Origin of the sequence: Streptomyces sp. NBC_01428, from assembly GCF_036231965.1 — a bacterium.
GTDB lineage: Bacteria > Actinomycetota > Actinomycetes > Streptomycetales > Streptomycetaceae > Streptomyces.
Window position 1 is genome coordinate 6,557,999 of the sequence record NZ_CP109499.1, and the last position, 24,788, is coordinate 6,582,786.

19 protein-coding genes are annotated in these 24,788 nt (G+C 73.2%); 8 read left to right on the forward strand and 11 right to left on the reverse strand.

The genetic code is table 11. The annotated features are described in order from the left end of the window. Positions 1 to 225: 225 nt before the first annotated feature. Complete coding sequence (locus OG406_RS28360) at positions 226 to 1,143, reverse strand: TIGR01777 family oxidoreductase (RefSeq protein ID WP_266613147.1); 918 nt, start codon at positions 1,141 to 1,143, stop codon at positions 226 to 228. A 72-nt stretch (positions 1,144 to 1,215) separates the two neighbouring features. Between OG406_RS28360 and OG406_RS28365 the strand changes: the two genes are divergently transcribed. Next, a complete protein-coding gene (locus OG406_RS28365) occupies positions 1,216 to 1,707 on the forward strand; it encodes a GNAT family N-acetyltransferase (RefSeq protein ID WP_081221513.1) in 492 nt (163 codons plus the stop codon). A gap of 111 nt (positions 1,708 to 1,818) precedes the next feature. On the opposite strand, the gene OG406_RS28370 is transcribed toward OG406_RS28365, so the two are convergent. Further along, positions 1,819 to 2,484, reverse strand: a complete 666-nt coding sequence (locus OG406_RS28370) for a TetR/AcrR family transcriptional regulator (protein WP_329188465.1) — start codon at positions 2,482 to 2,484, stop codon at positions 1,819 to 1,821. Positions 2,485 to 2,659: 175 nt separating this feature from the next. Between OG406_RS28370 and OG406_RS28375 the strand changes: the two genes are divergently transcribed. After that, the gene (locus OG406_RS28375) at positions 2,660 to 3,445 is read left to right on the forward strand and encodes an SDR family NAD(P)-dependent oxidoreductase (protein ID WP_267050601.1); all 786 of its coding nucleotides are present in this window, start codon (positions 2,660 to 2,662) and stop codon (positions 3,443 to 3,445) included. A 75-nt stretch (positions 3,446 to 3,520) separates the two neighbouring features. Here OG406_RS28375 and OG406_RS28380 read toward each other — a convergent pair whose 3' ends face one another. Continuing rightward, complete coding sequence (locus OG406_RS28380) at positions 3,521 to 4,705, reverse strand: MarP family serine protease (protein ID WP_164373254.1); 1,185 nt, start codon at positions 4,703 to 4,705, stop codon at positions 3,521 to 3,523. A gap of 389 nt (positions 4,706 to 5,094) precedes the next feature. Here OG406_RS28380 and OG406_RS28385 point away from each other — a divergent pair, with 389 nt between their 5' ends. Beyond that, a complete protein-coding gene (locus OG406_RS28385) occupies positions 5,095 to 5,820 on the forward strand; it encodes a peptidoglycan recognition protein family protein (RefSeq protein WP_267050600.1) in 726 nt (241 codons plus the stop codon). Between the two features lie 150 nt (positions 5,821 to 5,970). Beyond that, positions 5,971 to 6,210, forward strand: a complete 240-nt coding sequence (locus tag OG406_RS28390) for a hypothetical protein (RefSeq protein ID WP_164373258.1) — start codon at positions 5,971 to 5,973, stop codon at positions 6,208 to 6,210. Between the two features lie 58 nt (positions 6,211 to 6,268). Here OG406_RS28390 and OG406_RS28395 read toward each other — a convergent pair whose 3' ends face one another. The 7 genes from OG406_RS28395 to OG406_RS28425 form a co-directional block, all read right to left on the reverse strand. Then, positions 6,269 to 6,790 carry a DUF4240 domain-containing protein gene (locus OG406_RS28395; protein ID WP_267051604.1) on the reverse strand — a complete coding sequence of 174 codons (522 nt, stop codon included), beginning with the start codon at positions 6,788 to 6,790 and terminating at the stop codon, positions 6,269 to 6,271. A gap of 142 nt (positions 6,791 to 6,932) precedes the next feature. Then, the gene (locus OG406_RS28400) at positions 6,933 to 7,904 is read right to left on the reverse strand and encodes a helix-turn-helix transcriptional regulator (protein WP_164373260.1); all 972 of its coding nucleotides are present in this window, start codon (positions 7,902 to 7,904) and stop codon (positions 6,933 to 6,935) included. 154 nt (positions 7,905 to 8,058) lie between these two features. Next, the gene (aceE, locus tag OG406_RS28405) at positions 8,059 to 10,758 is read right to left on the reverse strand and encodes a pyruvate dehydrogenase (acetyl-transferring), homodimeric type (RefSeq protein ID WP_164373262.1); all 2,700 of its coding nucleotides are present in this window, start codon (positions 10,756 to 10,758) and stop codon (positions 8,059 to 8,061) included. Positions 10,759 to 11,114: 356 nt separating this feature from the next. Further along, a complete protein-coding gene (locus OG406_RS28410; RefSeq protein WP_164373264.1) occupies positions 11,115 to 11,738 on the reverse strand; it encodes a GntR family transcriptional regulator in 624 nt (207 codons plus the stop codon). Between the two features lie 553 nt (positions 11,739 to 12,291). Next, positions 12,292 to 14,109 (reverse strand): 2-oxoglutarate dehydrogenase, E2 component, dihydrolipoamide succinyltransferase, encoded by a 1,818-nt coding sequence (sucB, locus tag OG406_RS28415; protein WP_329188474.1) that lies wholly within the window; start codon positions 14,107 to 14,109, stop codon positions 12,292 to 12,294. A 92-nt stretch (positions 14,110 to 14,201) separates the two neighbouring features. Then, positions 14,202 to 15,590: a dihydrolipoyl dehydrogenase gene (lpdA, locus tag OG406_RS28420; protein ID WP_081216825.1), complete on the reverse strand. Its 1,389-nt coding sequence runs from the start codon at positions 15,588 to 15,590 to the stop codon at positions 14,202 to 14,204. Positions 15,591 to 15,883: 293 nt separating this feature from the next. Beyond that, a complete protein-coding gene (locus tag OG406_RS28425) occupies positions 15,884 to 17,413 on the reverse strand; it encodes a leucyl aminopeptidase (protein WP_081216824.1) in 1,530 nt (509 codons plus the stop codon). Positions 17,414 to 17,761: 348 nt separating this feature from the next. Here OG406_RS28425 and OG406_RS28430 point away from each other — a divergent pair, with 348 nt between their 5' ends. From OG406_RS28430 to OG406_RS28445, 4 genes are all read left to right on the forward strand, one after another. Continuing rightward, positions 17,762 to 19,789, forward strand: coding sequence for a hypothetical protein (locus OG406_RS28430; RefSeq protein WP_329188477.1), 2,028 nt, complete (start codon positions 17,762 to 17,764; stop codon positions 19,787 to 19,789). Between the two features lie 121 nt (positions 19,790 to 19,910). Then, positions 19,911 to 21,440 carry a GT4 family glycosyltransferase PelF gene (gene pelF / locus OG406_RS28435; protein WP_164373913.1) on the forward strand — a complete coding sequence of 510 codons (1,530 nt, stop codon included), beginning with the start codon at positions 19,911 to 19,913 and terminating at the stop codon, positions 21,438 to 21,440. Next, positions 21,437 to 23,227 (forward strand): hypothetical protein, encoded by a 1,791-nt coding sequence (locus tag OG406_RS28440; protein WP_329188479.1) that lies wholly within the window; start codon positions 21,437 to 21,439, stop codon positions 23,225 to 23,227. Before pelF ends, OG406_RS28440 begins: the two co-directional genes overlap by 4 nt. A 37-nt stretch (positions 23,228 to 23,264) precedes the next feature. Next, complete coding sequence (locus tag OG406_RS28445; protein WP_267050592.1) at positions 23,265 to 23,960, forward strand: spherulation-specific family 4 protein; 696 nt, start codon at positions 23,265 to 23,267, stop codon at positions 23,958 to 23,960. A 27-nt stretch (positions 23,961 to 23,987) separates the two neighbouring features. Here OG406_RS28445 and OG406_RS28450 read toward each other — a convergent pair whose 3' ends face one another. After that, a complete protein-coding gene (locus tag OG406_RS28450) occupies positions 23,988 to 24,782 on the reverse strand; it encodes an adenosylcobinamide-GDP ribazoletransferase (RefSeq protein WP_267050591.1) in 795 nt (264 codons plus the stop codon). Positions 24,783 to 24,788: the final 6 nt, after the last annotated feature.

Genomic DNA, 24,788 nt, shown 5'->3' on the forward strand with positions numbered 1-24,788 from the left:
GGGGACGTCATGCCCCCAACAGGCTTCAGGAATACCCGAGTTCGGATCGAGGGTGCGAGGCCCGCGCCGTGGGCGGAAGCCGCGCGGCAGCCGTGCACGGGGGCACGGGGGGTGCATGTGCCCGCCGGGGGAGGCCGGGAGGCCGGCGGAGCGGCCGGGCGGGGGCGCGCCCGGCGTGCGCGCTCCCCCTTCCCGGCCTCGGCCCGGAGCGGCCCGTTCCCGTCCTCAGCCCAGAGCGGCCCGCAGTGTCCCGTCGATCGACGGGAACGCGAAGGTGAAGCCGGACTCGAGCAGACGGGTCGGGAGCACGCGCTGGCTGCCCAGGATCTCCCCGGACATCTCGCCCAGGGCCAGGCGCATGAGCGGAGCGGGCGTGGCCAGCAGGGTCGGGCGGTGCAGCACCCGGCCCATGGCCTCGGTGATCTCCCGGTTGGTGAGCGGGTCGGGGGCCGTCAGGTTCACCGGCCCGGACACCGACTCCGTGTCCATGAGGTGCCGGATCGCGGCCACCTCGTCGTGCAGGGCGATGAAGCTCCAGTACTGGCGGCCGTCGCCCAGCCGGCCGCCGAGGCCCGCCTTGAACAGCGGAAACAGCTTCGCCCACGCCCCGCCCGCCCGGGACACCACGAGCCCGGTCCGGGGCAGCACCGTGCGCACCCCGGCCTCCTGCGCGGGCGCCGTCGCCTCCTCCCACTCCACGCACACCGAGGACAGGAACCCGTCGCCGGGCGGCGCCGACTCGTCCACCGCGCGGCTGCCCGTGTCGCCGTAGAAGCCGATCGCGCTGCCGTTCACGAAGACCCGCGGCGGCTCGTCGAGCGAGGCCACCGCCTCGGCGAGCGTCGCCGTCCCGAGCACCCGGCTGTCCCGGATCTGCTTCTTGTACGCCTCGGTCCACGGACGCGAGGCGACCCCGGCGCCGGCGAGGTTGACCACGGCGGCGCACCCGAGGAGCCCGGCCGCGTCGATCCGCTGCCGCTGCGGGTCCCAGCGCACCTCGTCCCGCGAACGGGGGGCGTGCCGCACGAGCCGCACCACCTCGTGTCCGTCCGCCCGCAGGGAGCGTGCGAGTTCGGAGCCGATGAGGCCGGACGCGCCGGCGATCGCGATACGGGAACCCGGGGGGAGGGAGGAGTCGCTCATGGATCCATCCTGCCCGCAGGACGGCGGAAATCCCGGAACGGACCTCCGTACGGCCGCCGTACAGTGATCGGCATGGCAGCCGCACCGCACATACGTACCGCCACCCTCGACGACGAGGACGCGCTCGGCAGGCTCGACCGCGACACCTGGTCCACGCTGCACGCCGTCATGCCGCGGCCCCAGCCGCCCTACGAGCCGTTCTACAGCGAGCGGTTCGGCCCCCGCGACCACCTCGTCGCCGAACTCGACGGCCGGGTCGTCGGGTACATCCGGCTGGGCTTCCCGACCCCGCTCGCCTGCAACGCGCACGTCCGGCAGATCCTCGGACTCGCCGTCGCCGACGAGGCGCGCGGCGCCGGGGTGGGCCGCGCGCTGCTGCGGGCCGTGTGCGAGGAGGCCCGCGGCCAGGGTGCCCGGCGCATCACGCTGCGGGTGCTCGGCCACAACGCCCCGGCGCGCGGGCTCTACGCCTCCGAGGGCTTCGCCGTCGAGGGCGTCCTGCGCGAGGAATTCCTGCTCGACGGGGTCTACGTGGACGACGTCCTCATGGGCCGCTCCCTCTGACCGAAGCGCGTCGGGGGCCGCTCCCGGCGACCGTCGCGCGTTCCCCCGCGCCACCCGCCCGCAGCCAGCCTCGTTCGCGCCCGGGCGCGCCGCCGATCCCGCGAGCGGGCGTCAGTTCTCGTCCGCGGTGAGTGACGGGCGCATCCCGCCCAGGAGATGACGCAGGCAGCGGACCGCCAGCTCGGCGGGGGAGCCCGGACCGTCGGCCGCCGCGTCCGTGGCCGCCCAGGTCTCCAGCGCGATCCTGATCGCGTCGGTGGCCGCCGCGGCGGCCAGCCGGACCTCCAGCGGGTCCGCGTCGGCGCCCGCGAGCCGCGCCACCACCGGGACCAGCCGTTCCTCCGACTCCTGGTTCACCCGGTACCAGACGGCCCGCAGCGCCGGATCGTCGACCGCCGCGCGCAGCAGCGCCCGCGTCTGTTCCAGCCCGTCCACCGCGCGCGCGTCCGGTGCGGACAGCGCCTCGACGGTCGCCCGCTCCAGGGCCTCGGGCAGTGCCGTGCCCGGTCCGGTCGCCGCGAGCACGGCGCGCCAGCGGTCGCCCCCCGACGCGAGCAACGGGCCCACGGCGTCCTGCTTGTTGCGGAAGTAGCGGTAGAAGGTGCGCAGGGCCACGCCGGCCCGGCGGGCGATGTCCTCGGCCGTGGTGCCGTCCGGACCGAACTCCGTGAAGAGCTCCGCCGCCGCGCGGGCGATGTCGAGCTGGGTCGCGGCCTTGCGGCGCTCGGTCAGCGAGAGGGCGGGGGGTTCGGGGGCCGGGGGCGGCTGGCTGCTCACGGGGAAAGCGTACGCCGCGGACGTGGGGAGGGGCACAGTTCGCCGTGATGGCAAAACGTGCCATCTCGACGTACTGTGCAATACGTTACGCCGTATCACAGCCGTATCACCGCGCACTGCCGCGGCCGGTGCCGGGAGAACCGGCGGCGGCCCGAGGACCGGGAGGACCACCACCATGAACCGATACGAAGGACGCCGGGCGCTCGTCACCGGAGGCGGCTCCGGCATAGGCCAGGCCACCGTGGAGCGGATGCTGGCCGAGGGCGGGCACGTCGTCGCCGCCGACGTGAGCGACGCGGGCCTGGCCGACACCGCGGCCCGGGCGGGCGCCCACGCCGGGCGGCTGACCACCGTCGTCGTGGACATCGCCGACGAGGCGTCCGTCCGCGGGGCCGTCGCCGAGGCCGTCCGCGTCCTCGGCGGTCTGGACGTACTCGTCAACGCCGCCGGCATCCTGCGCTCCGCGCACACCCACACGATGCCGCTCGCCGACTTCAACCAGGTCATCGCCGTCAACCTGACCGGCACGTTCCTGATGATCCGGGAGGCGCTGCCCCACCTGCTCGCCGGACAGGGGCCCGCCGTCGTCAACTTCAGCTCGACGTCGGCGGCGTTCGCCCACCCCTACATGGCGGCGTACGCGGCCTCCAAGGGCGGCATCCAGTCCATGACGCACGCCCTGGCGAGCGAGTACGGCAAGCAGGGCGTGCGCTTCACCGCCGTACAGCCCGGATCCATCTCCTCGGGCATGACCGACGGCTCGGGCGCCAGCAGGCGGAGTGTCGGCCCCGGACTGCCCGCGGACGCCGACCGGAGCCTGTTCGCCAAGCTGGCGCCCGCCCTCGGCGAGGGCTTCGCCGGTCCCGAGGCGGTCGCCGGAGTCGTGGCCATGCTCGCCTCGGAGGACGGACGCTTCATCACCGGCACCGAGGTGCGCATCGACGGCGGCACCCACTTCTGAGCGGCCGGCCGCTCGGCACCGGGGAGCGTCGCAACCGGGCCGGGGACCGGAGCTCGGGGCAGGGTCCGCCCCGGGTCAGGACGTGACCAGGTCGCCCGTGTCGACGCGGGCCGTGGCGTGCGTCGCCTTGCGGGCGTCGCCCGCCACCTCGTGCGCCGTCAGCACGTACCCCGTCTCGCTGTCCGAGGTCGACCGGGCGAAGACCACGCCGTACACCTTGCCGTCGGTGGTCAGCAGGGGGCCGCCGGAGTTGCCCGGGCGGACCGTCGAGCGGATCGAGTAGATCTCGCGGGTCACCGTGCCGGAGTTGTAGATGTTCTGGCCCGTCGCGTTGATCCGGCTCGCCACCGTGGCCGCCTGGAGGTCGAGGCCGCCGTCCTGGGGATAGCCCGCGACCACCGCGGAGTCGCCGCGCGAGGCGACCCCGTCGAAGGGCAGCACGGGGGCCCGCAGGCCCGGCACGTACAGCACGGCGACGTCCTTCTGCGGGTCGAACAGCACCACGCGCGCCGGATAGGGCCGGCTGACCCCGCCCACCCGGACGGTCGGCCGGTCGATGCCCGCCACCACGTGGGCGTTGGTCATCACGCGCTGCGCGGAGTAGACGAAACCACTGCCCTCGCGGCCCTGGTTGCCCGACACGCCCTCGACCTTCACCGTGCTCAGCTTCGCGGCGTTCGTCGCGGACGGGGTGACGCTGTCGCCGGAGGGCCGCGCGACACCCGCCGTCGGCTCGTTCTCGAAGGGGTTGAAGACCTGCGGGAAGCCCGCCTCCGTGAGCGCGGAGGTGGCGTGCGAGAACCACGTCGGCGTGGTCTCCGGCATCGTCTTCTGCACGGCGCCCAGCAGCGCCGAGTTGCGGATCGACTGCGTGACCACCGGTGACGAGGAGGCACCCAGCACGCTCGCGGCCACCCAGGCCACCAGCAGCACCGCCAGGGTGTTCGCCGCGGCCCCGCCGATCCCGTCCGCGACCCGCAGCGGGCCCTGGTCCAGCTCCCGGCGCAGCTTCATGGCCAGCCGCCCGGCCAGCTCGTGACCCACCACTCCGGGCACCAGCACCGTGAGCACCGCCGTGACCGTCGCCGCCGGGGTGCCCGCCGTGACCAGCTCCATCATCCAGGGCAGCACCCACACGCCGATCACGGCGCCGCCCACGAAACCTGCCAACGAGACACAGCCGGCCACCAGGCCACGGCGGTACCCGGACGCCGCGTAGGCCAGGATGACCAGCATCAGCAGGAGGTCGAGCACGTCCACGGAGCCGCCTTTCTCTGGGGCCCCTTAGTACGCGCCGGGCGGGCCCATTGATCAGTCACGCGCGTGTGGTGCCGCGGAAACGACCACACACGCGTGGACCTGTAAAAACGTCCCGGACACACCTGATGGTTCCACCGGGTGGCACACCACACATCGCGGGCCGCGCGGATCCGGGTCAGGGTGGGTCCATGCGTGTCTTCGGGAATGCTCGGGGGCCTCGAATACGGAACGGGCGGCGAGAACCCCGCCCCGTACGCCACGGACGCCCGGAACACCGGGCGGACGGGGCCCGCACACGATCGGGGCGCGAGCCCCGGCCCCCCGGACCGTGGAGTCCGCGCCGCCCCTGGGCGGCGCTGCCGAAGCCGGCCCTCGTCCTGCTGGCCTGCGTGCCGGGCCTCCTCGCCGTCGCGGCGCTCGTGACCTGCGCGGCGGGCGTGGACCGAAGCGCGACGCGCGCGGCCGTCGCGCCCCCGGTGACGGCGCGGGCGGCGGCGGAACGCCCCGTCGAACGGCCGCCCATCGTGCCGCGGTCGACGTGGCTCCGGTCCGCGGACCCGCACCGGCAGCCACCGCCCCGCTACGACGACCGCGTCGTCGCGGTCTTCGTCCACCACACCGACTCGCCGAACGGCTACGACTGCGCCGACGTGCCCCGCATCATCGGCGACCTCTACGCGGGCCAGACCGGCGCCAAGCAGTGGGACGACATCGGCTACAACTTCCTCGTCGACCGCTGCGGCACCATCTACGAGGGCCGCGCCGGCGGTGTCGACCGGCCCGTCACCGGAGCCCACGCCCAGGGCTTCAACCACCGCACCGCCGGGATCGCCGCGATCGGCACCTTCACGGCGGGCGTGCCGGTGCCGAAGGCCATGACCGACGCCATCGCCCGCCTCGCCGCCTGGAAGCTCGGCCTCGGCGGCGTCGACCCCCGGGGCACCGTCCGCCTCGTCTCCAGCAACAGCCTCAGCCGCTACCCCAAGGGCAGCACCGCCGTCCTGCCCACCATCGCCGGGCACGACGACGGCTTCATGACGAGCTGCCCGGGCGCCGCCCTCGCCGCCCGCCTCCCGGAGATCCGCGCCGATGCGGCCCGCTACCAGGGCCGCTGACCGCCCGCCCGAGTCCGCGCGCTCCCCGCCCCGGGTCCCGTCCCTGGCGAGCCCGCACGACCGGTCACAGCCGCGCCGCAGGCCGCTCACAGCCTCCGCAGAGCCGAGCCGCCCAGCATCGGGTGTACGCACTGACCGGAGGTGGGGATCATGAACATCAGTCGGCGGGAGAACACGGGACACCCGGAGCGGGCGGGCGGCTGGGCGAACGGAGTCCGGGGCCCCTGGGTGGTGGTCTGCGCGGCGGCGACCGTCGTCCTCGGTCCGGCGGCGGTCACGGCCTCCGCGCTGGGACAGGCCAACGCGGCCCCCCTGCGCCACACCGTGCGGGCCGAGCAGCCGCAGGCCTACCTCCCCGCGGATCTCACCCGGCGCAGGACGACGGCCTGAGCGCGCCGCCGACGGTCCGCGCGGCGCACGCTGCCCGGGCGCCGGGGCAGGCCCGAGGTCAGCTCTCCCGGAACCGCTCCCACAGCTTCGGGTAGCGCTCCGCGACGAGGGGCTCGTTCTCGAAGTCCAGCGGGGTACCGGCCGGCTCGGCGGCCGCGCCCGGGATGCCGAGGTCAGGTGCCACGGCGCCGGTCAGCTGCTCATAGGCCTCGTCCGCCGCGTACCCGAGCTCCTCGCCGTCGCCGTCGATCTCCTCGTCGAAGTCGTCCAGCAGCTCGGCGAGCGTGTCGGGGTCGTGCATCGCGCCCTCGAAGACCTCGCGGCCCTGGCCGATCAGCCAGCACCGGAAGAAGTCGAAGGCGTCGTCGCTGGCCCCGTCCAGCAGGACCCAGGCGGCGCCCCACAGATCCCAGCGGTAGGCACGGTTGTAGCGGGACTCGAAGTGCCGGGCGAAGTCCAGGACCGAGTCGGGGTCCAACTGGACGAGCCGTTCGACCAGCAGGTCGGCCTGTTCCTCGGGATCGCCCTCGGCAGCCTCGCGGGTCGAATCCACCAGCTGCCAGAACTCCGTCTCGTCCATCACGGGTCAAGCATCGGGCCTGCGCGGGAGGGACGCACGCGGAGTGGCGCAGATTGTTATGCGTGCACATGCCGAAGGTAAAACCGCCGGGTTCGTACGGATTTCAAGCGGCGCGCGTCCGCGGCCCTCCACGGAACCGCGATCACCGGTAGAGCGCGGCCGACCGGACGGCGTCCTCGGCGCAGCGCTCCCGCAGCGACGCCGGAGCCAGCACCTCCACCTCCGGTCCGAGTCCGCGCAGCTGGGCGCGGGCGACCTCCTCCGACTCCATGAGCAGCGTGAGGCCCACCCAGCCCTGCCCGTCGGGCACACCGGACATCCCCAGCGCCTCCTTCGCGGACGCCGGATCCAGCACGTACGGCAGCCGGCGGACGCCGTCCGGGGACAGCCGGACGGTGATCTCGGCCCGCAGGACGGACCGGGCGAACTCCTCGGCCCGCTCCGCCCAGAACCCCGGCAGATCGAACCCGTCCTCCCGCCGGAACCGCTCCGCGCCGGGCTCGACGGCGGTGAACCGGTCGATCCGGTACACCCGGAAGGCCTCCGTACCGGACACACGTGCGCAGAGGTACCACAGGCCCGCCTTGAGGACGAGACCGTACGGTTCGAGCGTCCGCTCCACCTCCGAGGCGTCCCGCCGGTACCGCGCGACGATCGGCCGGTCGTCCCAGACCGCGTCCGCGACCGACGGGAGCAGCTCCGGCGTCTGCGGCTCGCTGAACCAGGCGGGCGCGTCCAGATGGAAACGCTGCGCCGCCGTCCGCGAGGCGTCCCGCACCGAGGGCTGGAGCGCCGCCGACACCTTCAGCCGGGCCGCCGACGCCGTGTCCTCCAGGCCCATCTCACGCAGCGCCCCCGGCACCCCGCTCAGGAACAGCGCCTCCGCCTCGCTGCGCGCCAGACCCGTGAGACCCGTGCGGTAGCCCCCGACCAGGCGGTAGCCACCGGCCCGGCCCCGGTCCGCGTACACCGGGACCCCCGCCTCGGAGAGCGCCTGCGCGTCCCGCGTGATGGTGCGCTCGGACACCTCCAGCTCCCGCGCCAGCTCGGCGGCGGTCATCGACGTCCGGGTCTGGAGCAGCAGCACCATCTTGATCAGACGAGCAGCGCGCATGCGTTCATGATGCCGGGCCCCACTGACAACAAGGAGACGGACCGCTGACAACCCGGCCACGGCGGGAACGCCGATGAGGGGCACGGCCTGCGCCGTGCCCCTCATCGGGTGTCCTTCTTACCGCCGGCGCTGCGACCGCTGTCGCCGCCGGGGCCTACAGGCCGTAGCGCTCCCGGGCCTCCTTGACCGCGGACGCCTTGACCTCACCGCGGCGGGCGAGCTGCGCGAGCGCCGCGACGACGATCGACTCGGCGTCCACACCGAAGTGGCGGCGGGCCGCCGCGCGGGTGTCGGAGAGACCGAAGCCGTCGGCACCGAGCGAGGACCAGTCCTGCTCGACCCACTGCGCGATCTGGTCCGGGACCTGGCGCATGTAGTCGGAGACCGCGAGGACCGGGCCCTCGGCGCCCTGCAGCGCCTGGCGGACGAACGGCACCCGCTCCTCGCCGCGCAGCAGGGCCGCGTCGGCCTCCAGCGCGTCACGGCGCAGCTCGGTCCAGGAGGTCGCGGACCACACGTCGGCGGCCACACCCCACTCCTCGGCGAGCAGCTTCTGGGCGGCGAGCGTCCAGTGGATCGCCGTGCCGGAGCCGAGCAGCTGGATCCGCGGGGCGTTCGCCGCCGCCACGTTCACGCCCGCCGACTCCGCCGTGTTGAAGCGGTACAGGCCCTTGAGGATGCCCTCGTCGACACCCGCGGGCTTCGCGGGCTGCTGCATCGGCTCGTTGTAGACGGTCAGGTAGTAGAAGACGTTCTGGTCCTCGCCCGGGGCCGCCTCGCCGTACATCCGGCGCAGACCGTCCTTGACGATCGCCGCGATCTCGTAGGCGAACGCGGGGTCGTAGGACAGCGCGGCCGGGTTGGTCGCCGCGATGACGGGGGAGTGGCCGTCGGCGTGCTGGAGGCCCTCACCGGTCAGCGTCGTGCGGCCGGCGGTGGCGCCGACCAGGAAGCCGCGGCCGAGCTGGTCGCCGAGCTGCCACATCTGGTCGGCCGTGCGCTGCCAGCCGAACATCGAGTAGAAGATGTAGAACGGGATCATCGCTTCGCCGTGCGTGGCGTACGCGGTGGACGCAGCGATGAAGTCGGCCATCGAACCGGCCTCGGTGATCCCCTCGTTGAGGATCTGGCCGTTCGTGGCCTCCTTGTAGTACATCAGCTGGTCGCGGTCGACCGGCTCGTACGTCTGGCCCTTCGGCGAGTAGATGCCGAGCGACGGGAAGAGCGACTCCATACCGAAGGTACGGGCCTCGTCGGGCACGATCGGCACCCAGCGCCTGCCGGTCTCCTTGTCGCGGACCAGGTCCTTGACGAGGCGGACGAACGCCATGGTGGTCGCGATGTTCTGCGAGCCGGAGCCCTTGTCGAAGGACGCGAACGCCTTGTCGGCGGCGGCGGGCAACGGGGCCAGCGGGTGCGTGCGGCGGGCCGGGGCCGGACCGCCGAGGGCGGCGCGCCGCTCCTGGAGGTAGCGGACCTCGGGGGAGTCGGCGCCCGGGTGGCCGTAGGGCACCACGCCGTCGACGAACTGGCTGTCGGAGATGGGCAGTTCGAGCAGGTCACGCATCTGCTTGAACTCGTCCGTCGACAGCTTCTTCATCTGGTGGTTGGCGTTCTTCGACGCGAAGCCCTCACCGAGGGTGTGGCCCTTGACCGTCTGGGCCAGGATCACGGTCGGCGCGCCCTTGTGCTCGACGGCCGCCCGGTACGCGGCGTAGACCTTGCGCGCCTCGTGGCCACCGCGCGAGAGGTGGAAGCACTCCAGGATCTTGTCGTCGCTCAGCAGCTTCGCCATCTCGACGAGCGCCGGGTCGGCGCCGAAGAAGTCCTGGCGGATGTAGGCGGCGTCGCGGGTCTGGTACGTCTGCACCTGCGCGTCGGGTACCTGGCGCAGGCGGCGGACGAGCGCGCCCGTGGTGTCGAGCTGGAACAGCTCGTCCCACGCGTTGCCCCACAGCGACTTCACGACGTTCCAGCCGGCGCCGCGGAACTGGGCCTCCAGCTCCTGCACGATCTTGAAGTTCGCGCGCACCGGGCCGTCGAGGCGCTGGAGGTTGCAGTTGATGACGAAGGTCAGGTTGTCCAGACCCTCGCGGGAAGCCAGTGCGAGTGCCGCGGTCGACTCCGGCTCGTCCATTTCGCCGTCACCGAGGAACGCCCACACGTGGGACGCCGAGACGTCCTTGATGCCGCGGTTGGTGAGGTAGCGGTTGAAGCGTGCCTGGTAGATCGCCGACAGCGGGCCGAGGCCCATGGAGACGGTCGGGAACTCCCACAGCCAGGGCAGCCGGCGCGGGTGCGGGTACGACGGGAGGCCGTTGCCGCCCGACTCCTGGCGGAAGTTGTCCAGGTGCTGCTCGTCCAGGCGCCCGTCGAGGAACGCGCGGGCGTAGATACCGGGGGAGGCGTGGCCCTGGATGTAGAGCTGGTCGCCGGACCCGTCGGCCTCCTTGCCCTTGAAGAAGTGGTTGAAGCCCGTCTCGTAGAGCCAGGCCGCGGAGGCGAAGGTGGCGATGTGGCCGCCCACGCCGTGCTTCGCGCCGCGGGTGACCATCGCGGCCGCGTTCCAGCGGTTCCACGCGGTGATCCGGGACTCCATCGCCTCGTCACCGTCCACGGTGGGCTCGGCGGAGGTCGGGATGGAGTTGACGTAGTCGGTCTCGAGCAGCTTGGGCAGCGCGAGACCGTTGCCCTCGGCGCGCTCCAGCGTGCGGCGCATCAGGTACGCGGCACGGTGCGGCCCGGCCGCCTGGGTGACGGCGTCCAGGGAGGCCTGCCATTCGGCGGTCTCCTCGGGGTCGCGGTCCGGGAGCTGGTCGAGCTCGCTCGGCTGGATTGCGGTGGGGTCGGTCATTGCGCCGCCTTCCGGATGCGGAGGGGGGTTCCCTCGTCGGCAAGGGGTTTTCGGGGGTGCCCTTGGTCTTTGGCAGGACAGGGCGGGGGGCTCGGGTGGGAGCCCGTCGGTGACTGTAACTCCCTGATCGATGATCGATCAAAGGGTTCCGGGAGAAAACCTCTTCAGATCGGAAAAGTCGGCACGGCGTGCCTCGCCCTCAGGCACGGGGTGCCTCGGAAATCCGGGATTCCCGCAGGTGAGGGCACGCTTGAGCGCGGGTGTGCTCCGCTGTGCCCGCAGGTCGCAGCGGCCCGAGAGTCACCGGGGGGCGGGTGCCGGGTCACGCGTCCCGGCGCACGGCCGCCCCGCACCCCTCACGGACGGGGTGCGCACCCGAGGACATGGGCCTTGACCAGGTCGGCGATCAGCGGATCGCGGCGCCGAAAGGCGTCCACGAGGGCCTCGTGCTCCTCCGCGTACGACTGCTGCACCGTCCCCAGCCACCTTATGGACAGGGCGGTGAAGACCTCGATGCCCAGGCCCTCCCAGGTGTGCAGGAGGACGGAGTTCCCGGCCGCCCGCACCAGCTCCCGGTGGAAGCCCACGGTGTGCCGGACCTGGCCGGTCCCGTCGGACAGCCGGTCGGCCTCGTACAGGGCGCTCACATGCGGTTCCAGGGCCGAGCAGTCGTCGGCGAGACGTTCGGCCGCCAGCTCCGCCGCGATGGCCTCCAGACCGGCGCGTACGGGGTAGCTCTCCTCCAGGTCGGCGGCGGTCAGGTTCCGCACCCGCACGCCCTTGTTCGGCGCGGACTCGATCAGCCGCAGCGACTCCAGCTCGCGCAGTGCCTCCCGCACCGGGGTCTGGCTGACCTCCAGCTCGGTGGCGATCCGCCGCTCCACGATCCGCTCGCCCGGCTTCCAGCGACCGCTGACGATCCCCTCCACGATGTGCTCGCGGATCTGTTCGCGCAGCGAGTGGACGACGGGCGCGGTCATGAAGGCTCCTTTGGGAGGAGTGCGGGACCCCGAGGGCGTTTGACGTTTAGACAATAAGGCCGTGCCCGTGCCGGGGAGGGGCGCATGGGGGCGCTTTACCGCAGGTGAGACGAGACTTACACGTTGTCGAAGCGATCCCGCCCGTAAAGACCCGTACCGGACGGTGTCCGGACGCGTCACGTCCGTGTCACGTCGGGAACCCCACCGCCCCGTACGCGGTGGTCACGGGCGAGGAGGGCGCGCCGACGGTGTGCCCCGGTCCGCCCCAGGGGGAGTCATGAACGGTCGGGCACGCGTCAGGGGAGTCCGCGCGGCGGTCACGGTGGCGGCGGCCGCGCTGGTGGCCGCCGGGCTGACCGGCTGCCGGCCGATGGAGACCCGCGCGGCGGACCCGGGGTCCGGACGGGCACCGGCGGCGGTCTCCCGGACGGTGGACGGTCCCGCGGCCCCGAGGGAGTGCGGTCTCTGCCGGGGAACGGTGGAAAACACCGCGCCCCCGTCCGGAACTCCGGACGGGGGCGCGGCGACGGTGCGGTGGGTGCCGCTGCCCTGACTACAGGCCGAGCTCGACCTCGAACTCGCCGGCCTCCAGGATCGCCTTGACCGCGGTCAGGTAACGGGCCGCGTCGGCGCCGTCCACCAGACGGTGGTCGTAGGAGAGCGTCAGGTAGGTCATGTCGCGGACGCCGATGACGGTGCCCTCTTCCGTCTCGATGACGGCCGGACGCTTGACCGTGGCGCCGATGCCGAGGATCGCGACCTGGTTCGGGGGCACGATGATCGTGTCGAAGAGCGCGCCGCGCGAACCGGTGTTGGAGATGGTGAAGGTCGCACCGGACAGCTCGTCCGGAGTGATCTTGTTCGCCCGGACCTTGCCCGCCAGGTCGGCGGTGGCCTTGGCGATGCCGGCGATGTTCAGGTCGCCCGCGCGCTTGATGACCGGGGTCATCAGTCCCTTCTCCGAGTCCACCGCGATACCGATGTTCTCGGTGTCGAAGTAGGTGATCGTGCCCTCGTCCACGTTGATCCGGGCGTTGACGGCCGGGTGGGCCTTCAGCGCCTGGGCCGCCGCCTTCACGAAGAACGGCATCGGGGAGAGCTTGACGCCCTCGCGGGCCGCGAAGGAGTCCTTCGCCTGCGCGCGGAGCTTCATCAGCCGGGTGATGTCGACCTCGACGACCGAGGACAGCTGGGCCTGCTCGTGCAGGGCCTTCACCATGTTGTCGCCGATGACCTTGCGGATGCGCGGCATCTTGACGGTCTGACCGCGCAGCGGGGAGACCTCCAGGGCCGGCGCCTTCTTGGCGGCGGCGGCCGGAGCGGCGGCGGCCGGAGCCGGAGCCGCGGCGGCGGCCTTCGCGGCCTCGGCGGCGGCGATGACGTCCTGCTTGCGGATACGACCGCCGACGCCGGTGCCCTTGACGGCCGCGAGGTCGACGCCGTTCTCGGCGGCGAGCTTGCGGACCAGCGGGGTCACGTACGCGCCGTCGTCACCGGAGGTCGCGGCGGGCGCCGGGGCCGGGGTGACGGGGGCGGGCGCGGCCGGCGCGGGGGCCGGAGCAGCCGGAGCGGCCGGAGCCTGCGGCTGTGCGGGGGCCGGAGCGGCAGGTGCCTGAGCCTGGGCCGGAGCCGGAGCCGGGGCGGCGGGTGCCGCCGGGGCCTGCGGCTGGGCCGGAGCCGGAGCCGGCGCGGGCTTCTCGGCGGGGGCGGCGGGAGCGGCCGGAGCCGCGGCGGCCGGAGCGGCACCGGGAGCGCCGATGACGGCGAGCCTGGCGCCGACCTCGGCGGTCTCGTCCTCGCCGACCACGATCTCCAGCAGCACACCGGCGGTGGGCGAGGGGATCTCGGTGTCGACCTTGTCCGTCGACACCTCCAGCAGCGGCTCGTCCTCGGCGACCTCGTCGCCGACTTCCTTCAGCCAGCGGGTGACGGTGCCCTCGGTGACGGACTCGCCGAGCGCGGGCAGGACGACGTCCGTGCCCTCGGCGGAACCGCCGCCGGACGCGGCCTCGGCGGTCGGGGCCGGCGCGGGGGCCTCGGCCTCGGTGGACGGGGTGGCCTGCGGGGCGGGCTCCGGCTCGGCGGCCGGGGCCTCCTCGGCGGCGGGGGCCGGGGCGGCGGCGGGCGCGCCCGTGCCGTCGTCGATGACGGCCAGCTCGGCGCCGACCTCGACGGTCTCGTCCTCGGCGACCTTGATGGACGCGAGGATGCCCGCGGCGGGCGAGGGGATCTCGGTGTCGACCTTGTCGGTCGACACCTCCAGCAGCGGCTCGTCGGCCTCGACGCGCTCGCCCTCGGCCTTCAGCCAGCGGGTGACGGTGCCCTCGGTGACGCTCTCACCGAGCGCCGGAAGGGTTACGGAAACCGGCATGGTTTCTGTTGCTCCTTACGAATTTTGCGGAAGTCTGTGGTCGTCGCCGCGCCCTGCTCGACGCGGGTGACTGGGGCCGGCCGGGAGGCCGGTCAGTCGTGCGAGTGCAGCGGCTTGCCCGCGAGGGCGAGGTGGGCCTCGCCGAGCGCCTCGCTCTGCGTCGGGTGGGCGTGGATGAGCTGGGCGACCTCGGCCGGCAGCGCTTCCCAGTTGTAGATCAGCTGGGCTTCGCCGACCTGCTCGCCCATGCGGTCGCCGACCATGTGGACGCCGACCACGGCACCGTCCTTCACCTGGACGAGCTTGATCTCGCCCGAGGTGTTGAGGATCTTGCTCTTGCCGTTGCCCGCCAGGTTGTACTTCAGAGCGACGACCTTGTCCGCGCCGTAGATCTCCTTGGCCTTGGCCTCGGTGATACCCACGGAGGCGACCTCGGGGTGGCAGTACGTCACCCGCGGGACACCGTCGTAGTCGATCGGGACGGTCTTCAGACCGGCCAGACGCTCCGCCACCAGGATGCCCTCGGCGAAGCCGACGTGCGCGAGCTGGAGCGTCGGGACCAGGTCACCGACGGCGGAGACGGTCGGGACGTTCGTGCGCATGTACTCGTCGACCAGGACGTAGCCGCGGTCCATCGCGACGCCCTGCTCCTCGTAGCCGAGGCCGGCCGAGACCGGGCCGCGGCCGACGGCGACGAGCAGCACCTCGGCCTCGAACTCCTTGCCGTCGGCGAGGGTGACCTTGACACCGTTCTGGGTGTATTCGGCCTTCGAGAAGAACGTGCCCAGGTTGAACTTGATGCCGCGCTTGCGGAACGCGCGCTCAAGAAGCTTGGAGGAGTTCTCGTCCTCGAGGGGCGCGAGGTGCTTGAGACCCTCGATGATCGTGACCTCGGAGCCGAAGGACTTCCACGCGGAGGCGAACTCCACGCCGATGACCCCGCCGCCCAGGATGATCGCGGACTGCGGCACGCGGTCCAGGACGAGGGCGTGGTCCGAGGAGATGATGCGGTTGCCGTCGATCTCCAGGCCCGGCAGCGACTTCGGCACGGAGCCGGTCGCGAGCAGCACGTGACGGCCCTGGACGCGCTGGCCGTTCACGTCGACCGAGGTCGGGGACGACAGACGGCCCTCACCCTCGATGTACGTCACCTTGCGGGACGCGATCAGACCCTGCAGACCCTTGTACAGACCGGAGATGACCCCGTCCTTGTACTTGTGGACCGCGGGTACGTCGATGCCCTCGAAGGTGGCCTTGACGCCGAACTGCTCGCTCTCGCGGGCCTGGTCGGCGATCTCGCCCGCGTGCAGCAGGGCCTTGGTGGGGATGCACCCACGGTGCAGGCAGGTACCGCCGACCTTGTCCTTCTCGATCAGGGCGACGTCCAGACCCAGCTGCGCTCCGCGCAGCGCCGCGGCGTAACCGCCGCTACCACCGCCGAGGATCACTAGGTCGAAAACGGTGCTGGCGTCGTTCGCCACGTCACGTCCTCCATGCATGTGCGCCACGCCGGTCTCCAGTGACCGGTCGGCGGCTGGTGTCCGGCCGCTCTTCTTCGGCCCTGTGGTGGGGGCCCTGTCCTGCCGAGAACCCATCTTCGCACTTGTCGAGGGCGAGCGAGACGCCGGGCCGGTGTGTGGGACGTCTGATCCATCACGTCGACAGGGTGCGGGGCGGGGCGAACCTGCGGATTTCGTCGAAGACGAAACCGTCATACGGCCATACGAACGGCCCCGGGTGCGGGAACACCCGGGGCCGTTCGTCGCCCGGAGGATCAGCCCAGGTCGCCTGCCGCCGTCAGTTCGGCGAGACGGACCAGGGTGCGGACCGCGGAGCCGGTGCCGCCCTTGGGGGTGTAGCCGAAGGGACCGGCCTCGTTGAACGCCGGGCCCGCGATGTCCACGTGGGCCCAGGTGATGCCCTCGCCGACGAACTCGCGCAGGAACAGACCGGCGACCAGGCCGCCGCCCATCCGCTCGCCCATGTTGGCGATGTCGGCGGTGGGGGAGTCCATGCCCTTGCGCAGGTGCTCGGGCAGCGGCATCGGCCAGGACTCCTCGCCGACCTCCTCGGCGGCGTCGACGATCGAGGCGCGGAACGCGTCGTCGTTGGCCATCACGCCGAAGGTGCGGTTGCCGAGCGCGAGGACCATCGCGCCGGTCAGCGTCGCCACGTCGACGATCGCGTCCGGCTTCTCCTCGGAGGCCTTCCACAGCGCGTCGGCGAGGACCAGCCGGCCCTCGGCGTCGGTGTTGAGGACCTCGACGGTCTTGCCGCTGTACATGCGCAGCACGTCACCCGGGCGGGTGGCGGAGCCCGACGGCATGTTCTCGGCGAGCGCGAGCCAGCCGGTGACGTTGACGTCCAGGCCGAGACGCGCGGCGGTGACGACGGCGGCGAAGACCGCGGCGGCGCCGGCCATGTCGCACTTCATCGTCTCGTTGTGCCCGGCCGGCTTCAGCGAGATGCCGCCCGAGTCGTAGGTGATGCCCTTGCCCACGAAGGCGAGGTGCTTCTTCGCCTTCGAGGAGGTGTACGACAGCTTCACCAGGCGCGGACCGGCGGCCGAGCCGGCGCCGACGCCGAGGATGCCGCCGAAGCCGCCCTTGACGAGCGCCTTCTCGTCGAACACCTGGACCTTGATGCCGTGCTCCTTGCCGGCCGCGGTGGCGACGGCGGCGAAGGACTCCGGGTTGAGGTCGTTCGGCGGGGTGTTGACGAGGTCGCGGGCGCGGTTCAGCTCGTCGGTCAGGGCGGTGGCGCGCGCGACGGCCGCCTTGTACGCGGCGTCCCGGGGCTTGCCGCCGAGCAGCGTGACCTCGCCGAGCGGGCCCTTGCCGTTCTTCGCGGAGTCGCCGGAGCGGCCGCTGTCCTTGTACGCGTCGAACGAGTACGCGCCGAGCAGCGCGCCCTCGGCGACGGCACCGGCGTCGGCCGCGTCCGTCACGGGCAGCGCGAACGCGGCCTTCTTGGCACCGGCGAGCGCACGGGCGGCGACACCGGCGGCGCGGCGCAGCGCCTCGGCGCCGAAGCTGTCGTCCTCCTCCGGAGCGGCTCCCAGGCCCACGGCCAGCACGACGGGGGCCTTGAATCCGGAGGGTGCGGGCAGCTTGGTCACCTCGCCCTCGGAGCCGGAGGCGCCGAGGGTCTCCAGGATTCCGGCGAGCCCGCCGTCGTACGCCTTGTCCACGGCCTCGGCGCCCGGCGCGACGACCGGGCCCTTGGGGCCCTTCGCGACGCCGACGACGATCGCGTCGGCCCGCAGACCGGACGCTGCGGCGGTGCTGAGAGTGAGAGCAGTCACGGTGGTGAGATCTCCGCTTCCTTGAAAGTTCTTCTGGCCGAGAGAGGTGGGTCGACCGGGCCCGACGGCTGACCCTAGATCCGTCCTCGGGGGCGGTCCTTGCCGGGGCCCCTGCCAGGAGCCGGGCGAGTACCCGGGACGAGCCTACGCTCGGGCGCGCGTTTCGCTCATTCCTGCGGGCGTTCACCTGGAGGTGGTGCCATTGTCCGGTTCCCGCCCCTCACTCGTGGTGACCTGAGCAACACTCGTCGTGTTCCAGCGGGCACGGCGCCCGCTGCTTTGCATGATTTCCACAGATCCCTCTCGGTTTCCACCGAAAAGAGGGATCTTCGAGGGGGAGACGTCGACATGGCACCGAACACGCACCGAAAGAGAGCGACGGCCGCCGCCGTGGCGGCCGCCGGACTCCTGGCGCTGGGAGTGGGGGCACCCGGCGCGACCGCGGCGACGACGCCGAGGATCGATCTCAAGGTCCTGGTCGTCGACAACGGCGCGGGCCAGGTGGCCGCGATCACCGCCGAGCTGAAGAACAGCGGCATCCCGTACACCACGCTCGACCTGACCGACACGGGCCGCCCGAAGATCGACGCCGCGTTCCTGAGCGACACCGTGAACGGCGTCCCGCGCGCCAGGTACCAGGGCGTCGTCCTCCCGAACGAGGCGCCGTTCGGCCCGGGTTCGGCCGAGCAGACCGCCCTGGAGACCTACGAGAAGACCTTCGCCATTCCGCAGGTCGACGCCTACACGTGGGCGCATCCGGAGGTCGGGCTCGACTACACCGACCAGAACGGCGGCTGGTCCGGCGTCCTCGACGGCCTCCGTACCCAGGTGACCGCCGCGGGCACCGCGGGACCGTTCCGCTACCTCGACGGACCGCTCACCTTCGAGGACAACGACCCCGCGGTGGACGAGAGCTACGGCTACGCGGCGCACCCGAGGGAGGGGTTCACCAGCTATCTGAACGCCCCCACCGGCGGCACGCTGCTCGGCCAGTACGCGCACGACGGCCGCCGCGAACTCGTGGTGACGTTCGCGTACAACCAGTACCAGAAGCAGTTCAAGGTCCTGGCCCGCGGCATCGTCGAGTGGCTCACGCAGGGCGTGCACCTCGGGCAGAGCAGGAACTACTTCTCCGTCCACGTCGACGACGTCTTCGCGCCCGACGCCCGCTGGGACTCCCAGCGCAACTGCACGCCCGGCGACATCGACTGCGCGGGCGGAAACGGCGAGGACAGCACCACGCCGATCCGGATGACCGCCGACGACGCCGCCTACGCGGCCCAGTGGCAGGCCGCCCACGGCTTCACCCTCGACATGGTCTTCAACGCGGGCGCGGGCGAGGAGTGGAAGAGCGAGAACGGCGGCACCGACGCCCTCGCCACCAGGCTGCTCGCGGACCGGGCCAAGTACCGCTGGGTGAACCACACCTACACACACCTGTTCCTCGGCTGCGTCCAGGACACCACCACCGTGCCGTGGAGCTGCTCGAAGAACGCCGACGGCACGACCAAGTACATGAGCCGGGCCGACATCTCCGCCGAGATCTCGCAGAACAACAGCTGGGCCTCCTCGCACGGTCTGTCCACGGACCGCACCGAGCTGGTCACCGGCGAGCACTCGGGCCTGCGGACGCTGCCCCAGCAGCCCGACGACAACCCGAACCTGGCGGGCGCCCTGTCCGCGAACGGCGTCAGATGGACCGGCTCCGACAACTCCCGTGAGCCCGCGCAGCGTTCGGTCGGCAGCGCCCTGACCGTGCCGCGCTACCCGATGAACGTGTACTACAACGCGGGCCGGGCCGAGGAGATGGCCGACGAGTACAACTGGATCTACACCTCGAAGGCCGACGGCGGCAGCGGCCTCTGCGAGAACAACGCGACGTCCACCTGCCTGCCGGCCCCGCTGAACACGGCCACCGGCTACGCCGACCACATCGTCCCGCAGGAGGCGCGCACCGCGCTCGGGCACGCCATCGGCAACGACCCACGCCCGCACTACGTCCACCAGTCCAACCTGGCCGAGGACCGCATCCTCTATCCGGTCCTGGACAAGGTGCTCGCCGACTACCGGGCCCTCTACGCCGACAACGCCCCGCTGCAGAACCCCCGGCAGAGCGCCATCGGCACCGAGCTGCAGCGCCGCACCGCCTGGCAGGCGGCCCTGGCGGGCGGCAAGGTCACGGCCTACCGCGTCGGCAACACCGTCACCGTCACCGCCCCGTCCGGCACCCAGATCCCGGTGACCGTGCCGGAGGGGACCAAGAAGCAACTCCTGCTCGGCACGGCCGTGTTCGGCACCGCGTACGCCGGGCAGCGCAACGACTGGACCACCCCGGAGCTCCTCCAGTCCGCTCTGAAGCTCAACCTGCCCGGCTAGAGGAGCAGCCTCGCGGCTCGACGCGCACCCCGGTCCGACCGGCCGGGGTGCGCGTCCGAGCCGTGCAACCGGAGGGCCGGGGGCGCCCTCCGGACGGAACCGTCCCAGGGGGGAACCGCGCATGATGCGCACCGGCCGTCATGTCACCATGCTCACCGAAGGCACCTACCCGCACGTCCACGGCGGGGTCAGCACCTGGTGCGACCAGCTCGTCAAGGGCATGCCCGAGGTCGACTTCCACATCGTCTCGCTCACCGGCAGCGGCCGCGAACCCGTGACGTGGGACCTGCCGCCCAACGTCTACCGGCACACCTCGGTGCCCACCTGGGGCCCGCGGCCCGGCCGCACCCGGGCACCCCTGGGCCGTGCCCGCCGCCGCTTCACCGACACCTACGAGCGGTTCCTGCTCGCCTTCCTCGACCCGGATCCGGACCGGCCCGGGGACTTCGGCGACGCCCTGTACGAACTGGCCGTCCTCGCCCGCGACGGACGCCTCTCCGCCGCCCTGCGCGGCGAGGCCGCCCTGCGCTCCCTGATGTGGATCTGGACCCTGCCGCACCTGCCGACGGCAGCCGCCGCGCCCACCGTGCACGACGCGCTCACGGCGACGGACCTGCTGGAACACGCGCTGCGCCCGCTCGGCGTCCGCGTCCCCGAGGACTCCGTCGCCCACGCCGTCAGCAGCGGCCTCGCCACCCTGCCCGCGCTCGCGGCGCACCACCTCGACGGCGTCCCGTTCCTGCTCACCGAGCACGGCATCTACCTGCGCGAGCGCTACCTCGGCTACCGCGCCGCCGAACAGCGCTGGCCCGTCAAGGCGTTCATGCTCGGCTTCTACCGCGAACTGAACTCCCTGGGCTACCGCGCCGCCGACCTCATCACGCCCTGCAACCAGTACAACCGGCGCTGGGAGGAGCGCGGCGGCGCCGACGGCGACCGGATCCGCACGGTCTACAACGGCGTCGACCCGCACGCCTTCCCGCACGCGGGCCCCGAACCCGCCGTGCCCACCCTCACCTGGTGCGGCCGCGTCGACCCCATCAAGGACCTGGAGACCCTGCTGCGCGCCTACGGCATGGTGCGCGCCGAACTCCCCGACACCCGGCTGCGGTTGTTCGGCCCCGTACCACCCGGCGGGGAGGCGTACCGGACCCGCCTGGAGAAGCTCGCCGCCGAACTGGGCGTCACCGACGGGCTGACCTTCGAGGGCCGCATCAGCGAGGTGTGGCGGGCCTACGCGGCCGGGCACGTCGTCATGCTGTCGTCCATCTCCGAGGGCTTCCCCTTCTCCATCATCGAGGCGATGTCGTGCGGCCGGACGACGGTCTCCACGGACGTCGGCGGGGTCCGCGAGGCGGTCGGGGACACCGGCCTCGTCGTCCCGCCGCGCGAACCGGAGAAGATGGCGGCCGCCGCCCTCACCCTGCTCCGCGACGACGAACGGCGCGCGGAACTGGGTGAGTCGGCCCGGCAGCGGGTCATCGACCGGTTCACGCTGCGCCGTTCCGTCGACGCCTTCCGGACGATCTACCAGGAGCTCGCCGGACGGCCCGCGGTCTACGAGCCCACCGTCGAGACCGTCGCCGACTGGACCGTCGAACTCCGCGACCCCTGGTACCAGGCCGTCGCCACGGACGGGACCGGCCGGTGAGCGACACCCTGCGCCCGCCCGGCGCCTTCGAGGACGTCGAGGGCACCCTTGCCGCGCTGCCCGCCCAGCGCCGCTCCCCGAGCTGGGCGCGCCCCGACCCGATCGACGAACTCGCCGACAAAATGGCTGAGTTCGTCGCCGCCGCCGTCCACCCCGACGAGGTCGCCGCGGCCCTGGAGTCCGACGGCATGTCCGACGACCAGATACGCGAACGCTACGGCGTCCGGAACTCCTTCGCGCTGGCCGAGGAGTTGTACGGCCGGGTCGCGCGGAACCACCCCGAACCGGCGGAACCGCCCCACGACCCCTGGCGGATCGGCCTCCTCGGCTGCCTCCTCCGGGGCATCGTCTTCGCCCTCCCCGGCCTCGGCCACGTCCTCGCCGCACCGCTTCTCGCCGGCCCCCGGGACGGGTTCGGGCTGCCGTCCGGAACCGTCCCGATGCTCGCGGGCGCGCTGTGCGGCTGGACCTGGAACCAGGGGCTCGCGCACCGCGCGTACACCTGGCTCGGGCTCGGCGACCGGGCGGCCGCGCGCCGCGTGCTGCTGGTGGGGACCCCGGCCGGTGCGCTGCTCGGTTCCCTGGTGGCCCTCGCGGTGGCGGGCCCGGCCCGTCCGGGCGCCGTGGTCTTCGCGGCCGGACAGTCCGCCTACCTGGGCGCCGCCACCGTGCTGCTGGTGATGGGCCGGGAACGCCTCCTGCTCGCCGCCCTGGCCCCCGTGACGGCGGGCGCGGTCGTCACCGTCCTGCACCCGGTCCCCGATCTCGCGCGCACGGCCCTCCTGCTGGTCTCGCTCGCCGCCGTCGCCCTGTTCGGCCTCCGCGAAGTGGCGCCCGCCGCACGGGAGTCGGGGGAGGGCGGCCGGCGATCCGTGCTCGCCGCCCTGCTGCCGTACGGATCCCGGCGGCACGGCACGGAGACCGCCGGCCGCACCGGAGTGTCCCGCCCGGCCTCCGTGGGCCGGTCGGCGGGCGGGAAGCGGTCCGCGGCTCCCCGTCGTCGAGGTGTGGCGGGCCGGGTCGGTGTCCGCCGGCCGGCCGGCAGCCCGCCGCGCACGCCTCCGACGCGCGGAGCGGAGTCCTCCGGGCGGACCGGAGTGCCCCGCCCCGCTTCCGCGGGCCGGCCCGCGAGGGGGAAGCGGCCCTCTTCTCCTCGCCGGAGCGGTGTCGCCGGACGGCTCCGGGCCCGCCGGTCCACCCCGCGGCGGACGGCGGGAACCCTCCCGTACGCGCTCTTCGGACTCGGCAGCGGTGTCCTCGTGCTGCACGCGGCCCTCGGCGACGTCCTCGCCGGAGCCGGTACGACGGTCGCCGCACCGGCCGCCGTCGCGCTGACCCTCAGCATGGGGCCGGCCGAATGGCTGCTGTACCGGTTCCGCAGCGGGAGCCTCGCCGGACTGCGGGCGGGCGGTTCGGCACGGGCCTTCCGGCGGATCACCGGAGGCGTCCTCGTCCGCTGCCTCGCCGCCTACCTCACCGCGCTGCTCGCCCTCACCCTCGGCACCTCCGCGCTGTGGCCGCACGCGACCGCGTCCACGGACGCCGTCCGCCTCGCCGGGCTGCTCCTGCTGGGCGCGGTGCTGTGGACCGGGCTGCTGCTCCAGTCCTTCGGTGCCGTCACCGGCACGGCCGTCGTCGTCTGCGCCGCCGCCCTCGTCCAGACCGAGGCCCTGGTCATCCGCGTGGGCGACCCGAACCGGGTGGCCCTGCTCGTCCACGGCACCGCGGCCGTCGCCCAGACCGTCCTGGTCTGCACGCGGCTGCGCAGGGCCACCGCCCACCGATGAACCGCCTTTGACCCGGCACCCGGAAGAGAGCCCGCCCATGCGCACCCCCGACCTCGGGCCGTCCGGCCGATCCGGAGGCCCGGTCGGCTCCCGTACGGACCGTTCCCTCCTCGTCCCCTACTACGAGCACCCGGCCGTCCGTCCCGCCGAGTGGGAGGCGCTCCTGGCGGCGGCGCCACGGCTGTACGGCGTGGTGCTGAACCCGGCCAGCGGACCCGGCGAGGACCCCGACCCGGCGTTCGCGGAGGTCGCCGCGCGGCTGCGCGCCGCGGACGTCCGGGTCCTCGGTTACGTCGACACCGACTACGGGCGCCGGCCCCTCGCCGACGTCCTGCGCGACGTGTCGCGGCATCGTTCCTGGTACGACACCGACGGCACGTTCCTCGACCAGGCCGCCGCCTCGGAATCGGGCGTGGACTACTACCGGCGGCTCGCGGCGGCCTGCCGGGGCACGCTCGTCCTCAACCACGGGACGACCCCGCACCCCGTGTACGCCGGCGTCGCCGATGTCCTCGTCACCTTCGAGGGCACCTGGGCCGGCTACCGCAGGAAGGGCCCGCCGCCGTGGACCGGTACCGGGGCGGACCTGTGCCATCTCGTCCACGGGGTACCGCCCGGTGCCGATCCGGCGGCCCTGGCCCGGGAGCGGGGAGCCGGCCTGTACTGCGCGGTCCCCGGCGTCGGCGACCACCCCTGGGGCACGCTTCCCTGCGGCCTGGAGCCCGCCCCGTGAACCGCCCCGGCCCGCGGCGCGGGGCCGTCAGCCGAGCGCCAGCACCACGAGCGCGGTCGTGGCGGCCGTCTCGGCGAGGCCGCCGAACACGTCGCCGGTGACACCCCCGAAGCGGCGCGTGCAGTGCCGCAGCAGCAGTTCGGCGGCCAGGCAGGCGGCGGCCACCGCCACCACGGCGCGCACCAGGTCGGCCACCCCGACGAGCGCACCGGCGCCCGCCGCGGCGACCGTCACGGCAGCCGCCACGAGCAGGGCCGAGCGGGCCGGCACGGTGCCCGCGACCGCCGCGCCCAGGCCCTCGGGGCGGGCCGGCGGCACTCCCGTGCGGGCGGCGAGCGTCAGCGCGAGGCGGGCCACGACCGCCGAGAGGACGGCGGCGAGGACGCCTCGGGACCACGAGCTGCCGTAGGCCTCGGCCAGTGCGGCCACTTGGGCCAGCAGCACGAACAGGAGGGTGATCACCCCGAACGGGCCGATGTCCGACTGTTTCATGATCCGCAGCGCGTCCTCGGCGGGCTTGCCGCTGCCCAGCCCGTCCGCGGTGTCCGCGAGGCCGTCGAGGTGCAGCCCCCGGGTCAGAACCGCGGGGACGGCCGCCGTCGCCACGGCCGCGAGCAGTGGCCCCGCCCCCATGGCCAGCAGGGCCACACCCACCAGGGCCGCGCCCGCCCCGACCACGAGACCGGCCAGCGGAGCGCACAGCATGCCGCCGCGGGCGGCGTCCCGGTCCCAGCGGGTCACGGTCACGGGAAGCACGGTGAGAGTGCCGAAGGCGAAGCGGAGGCCGTCGGCGCGTGTGGGGGCGGAAGAGGGCGTGGACATCGGCGC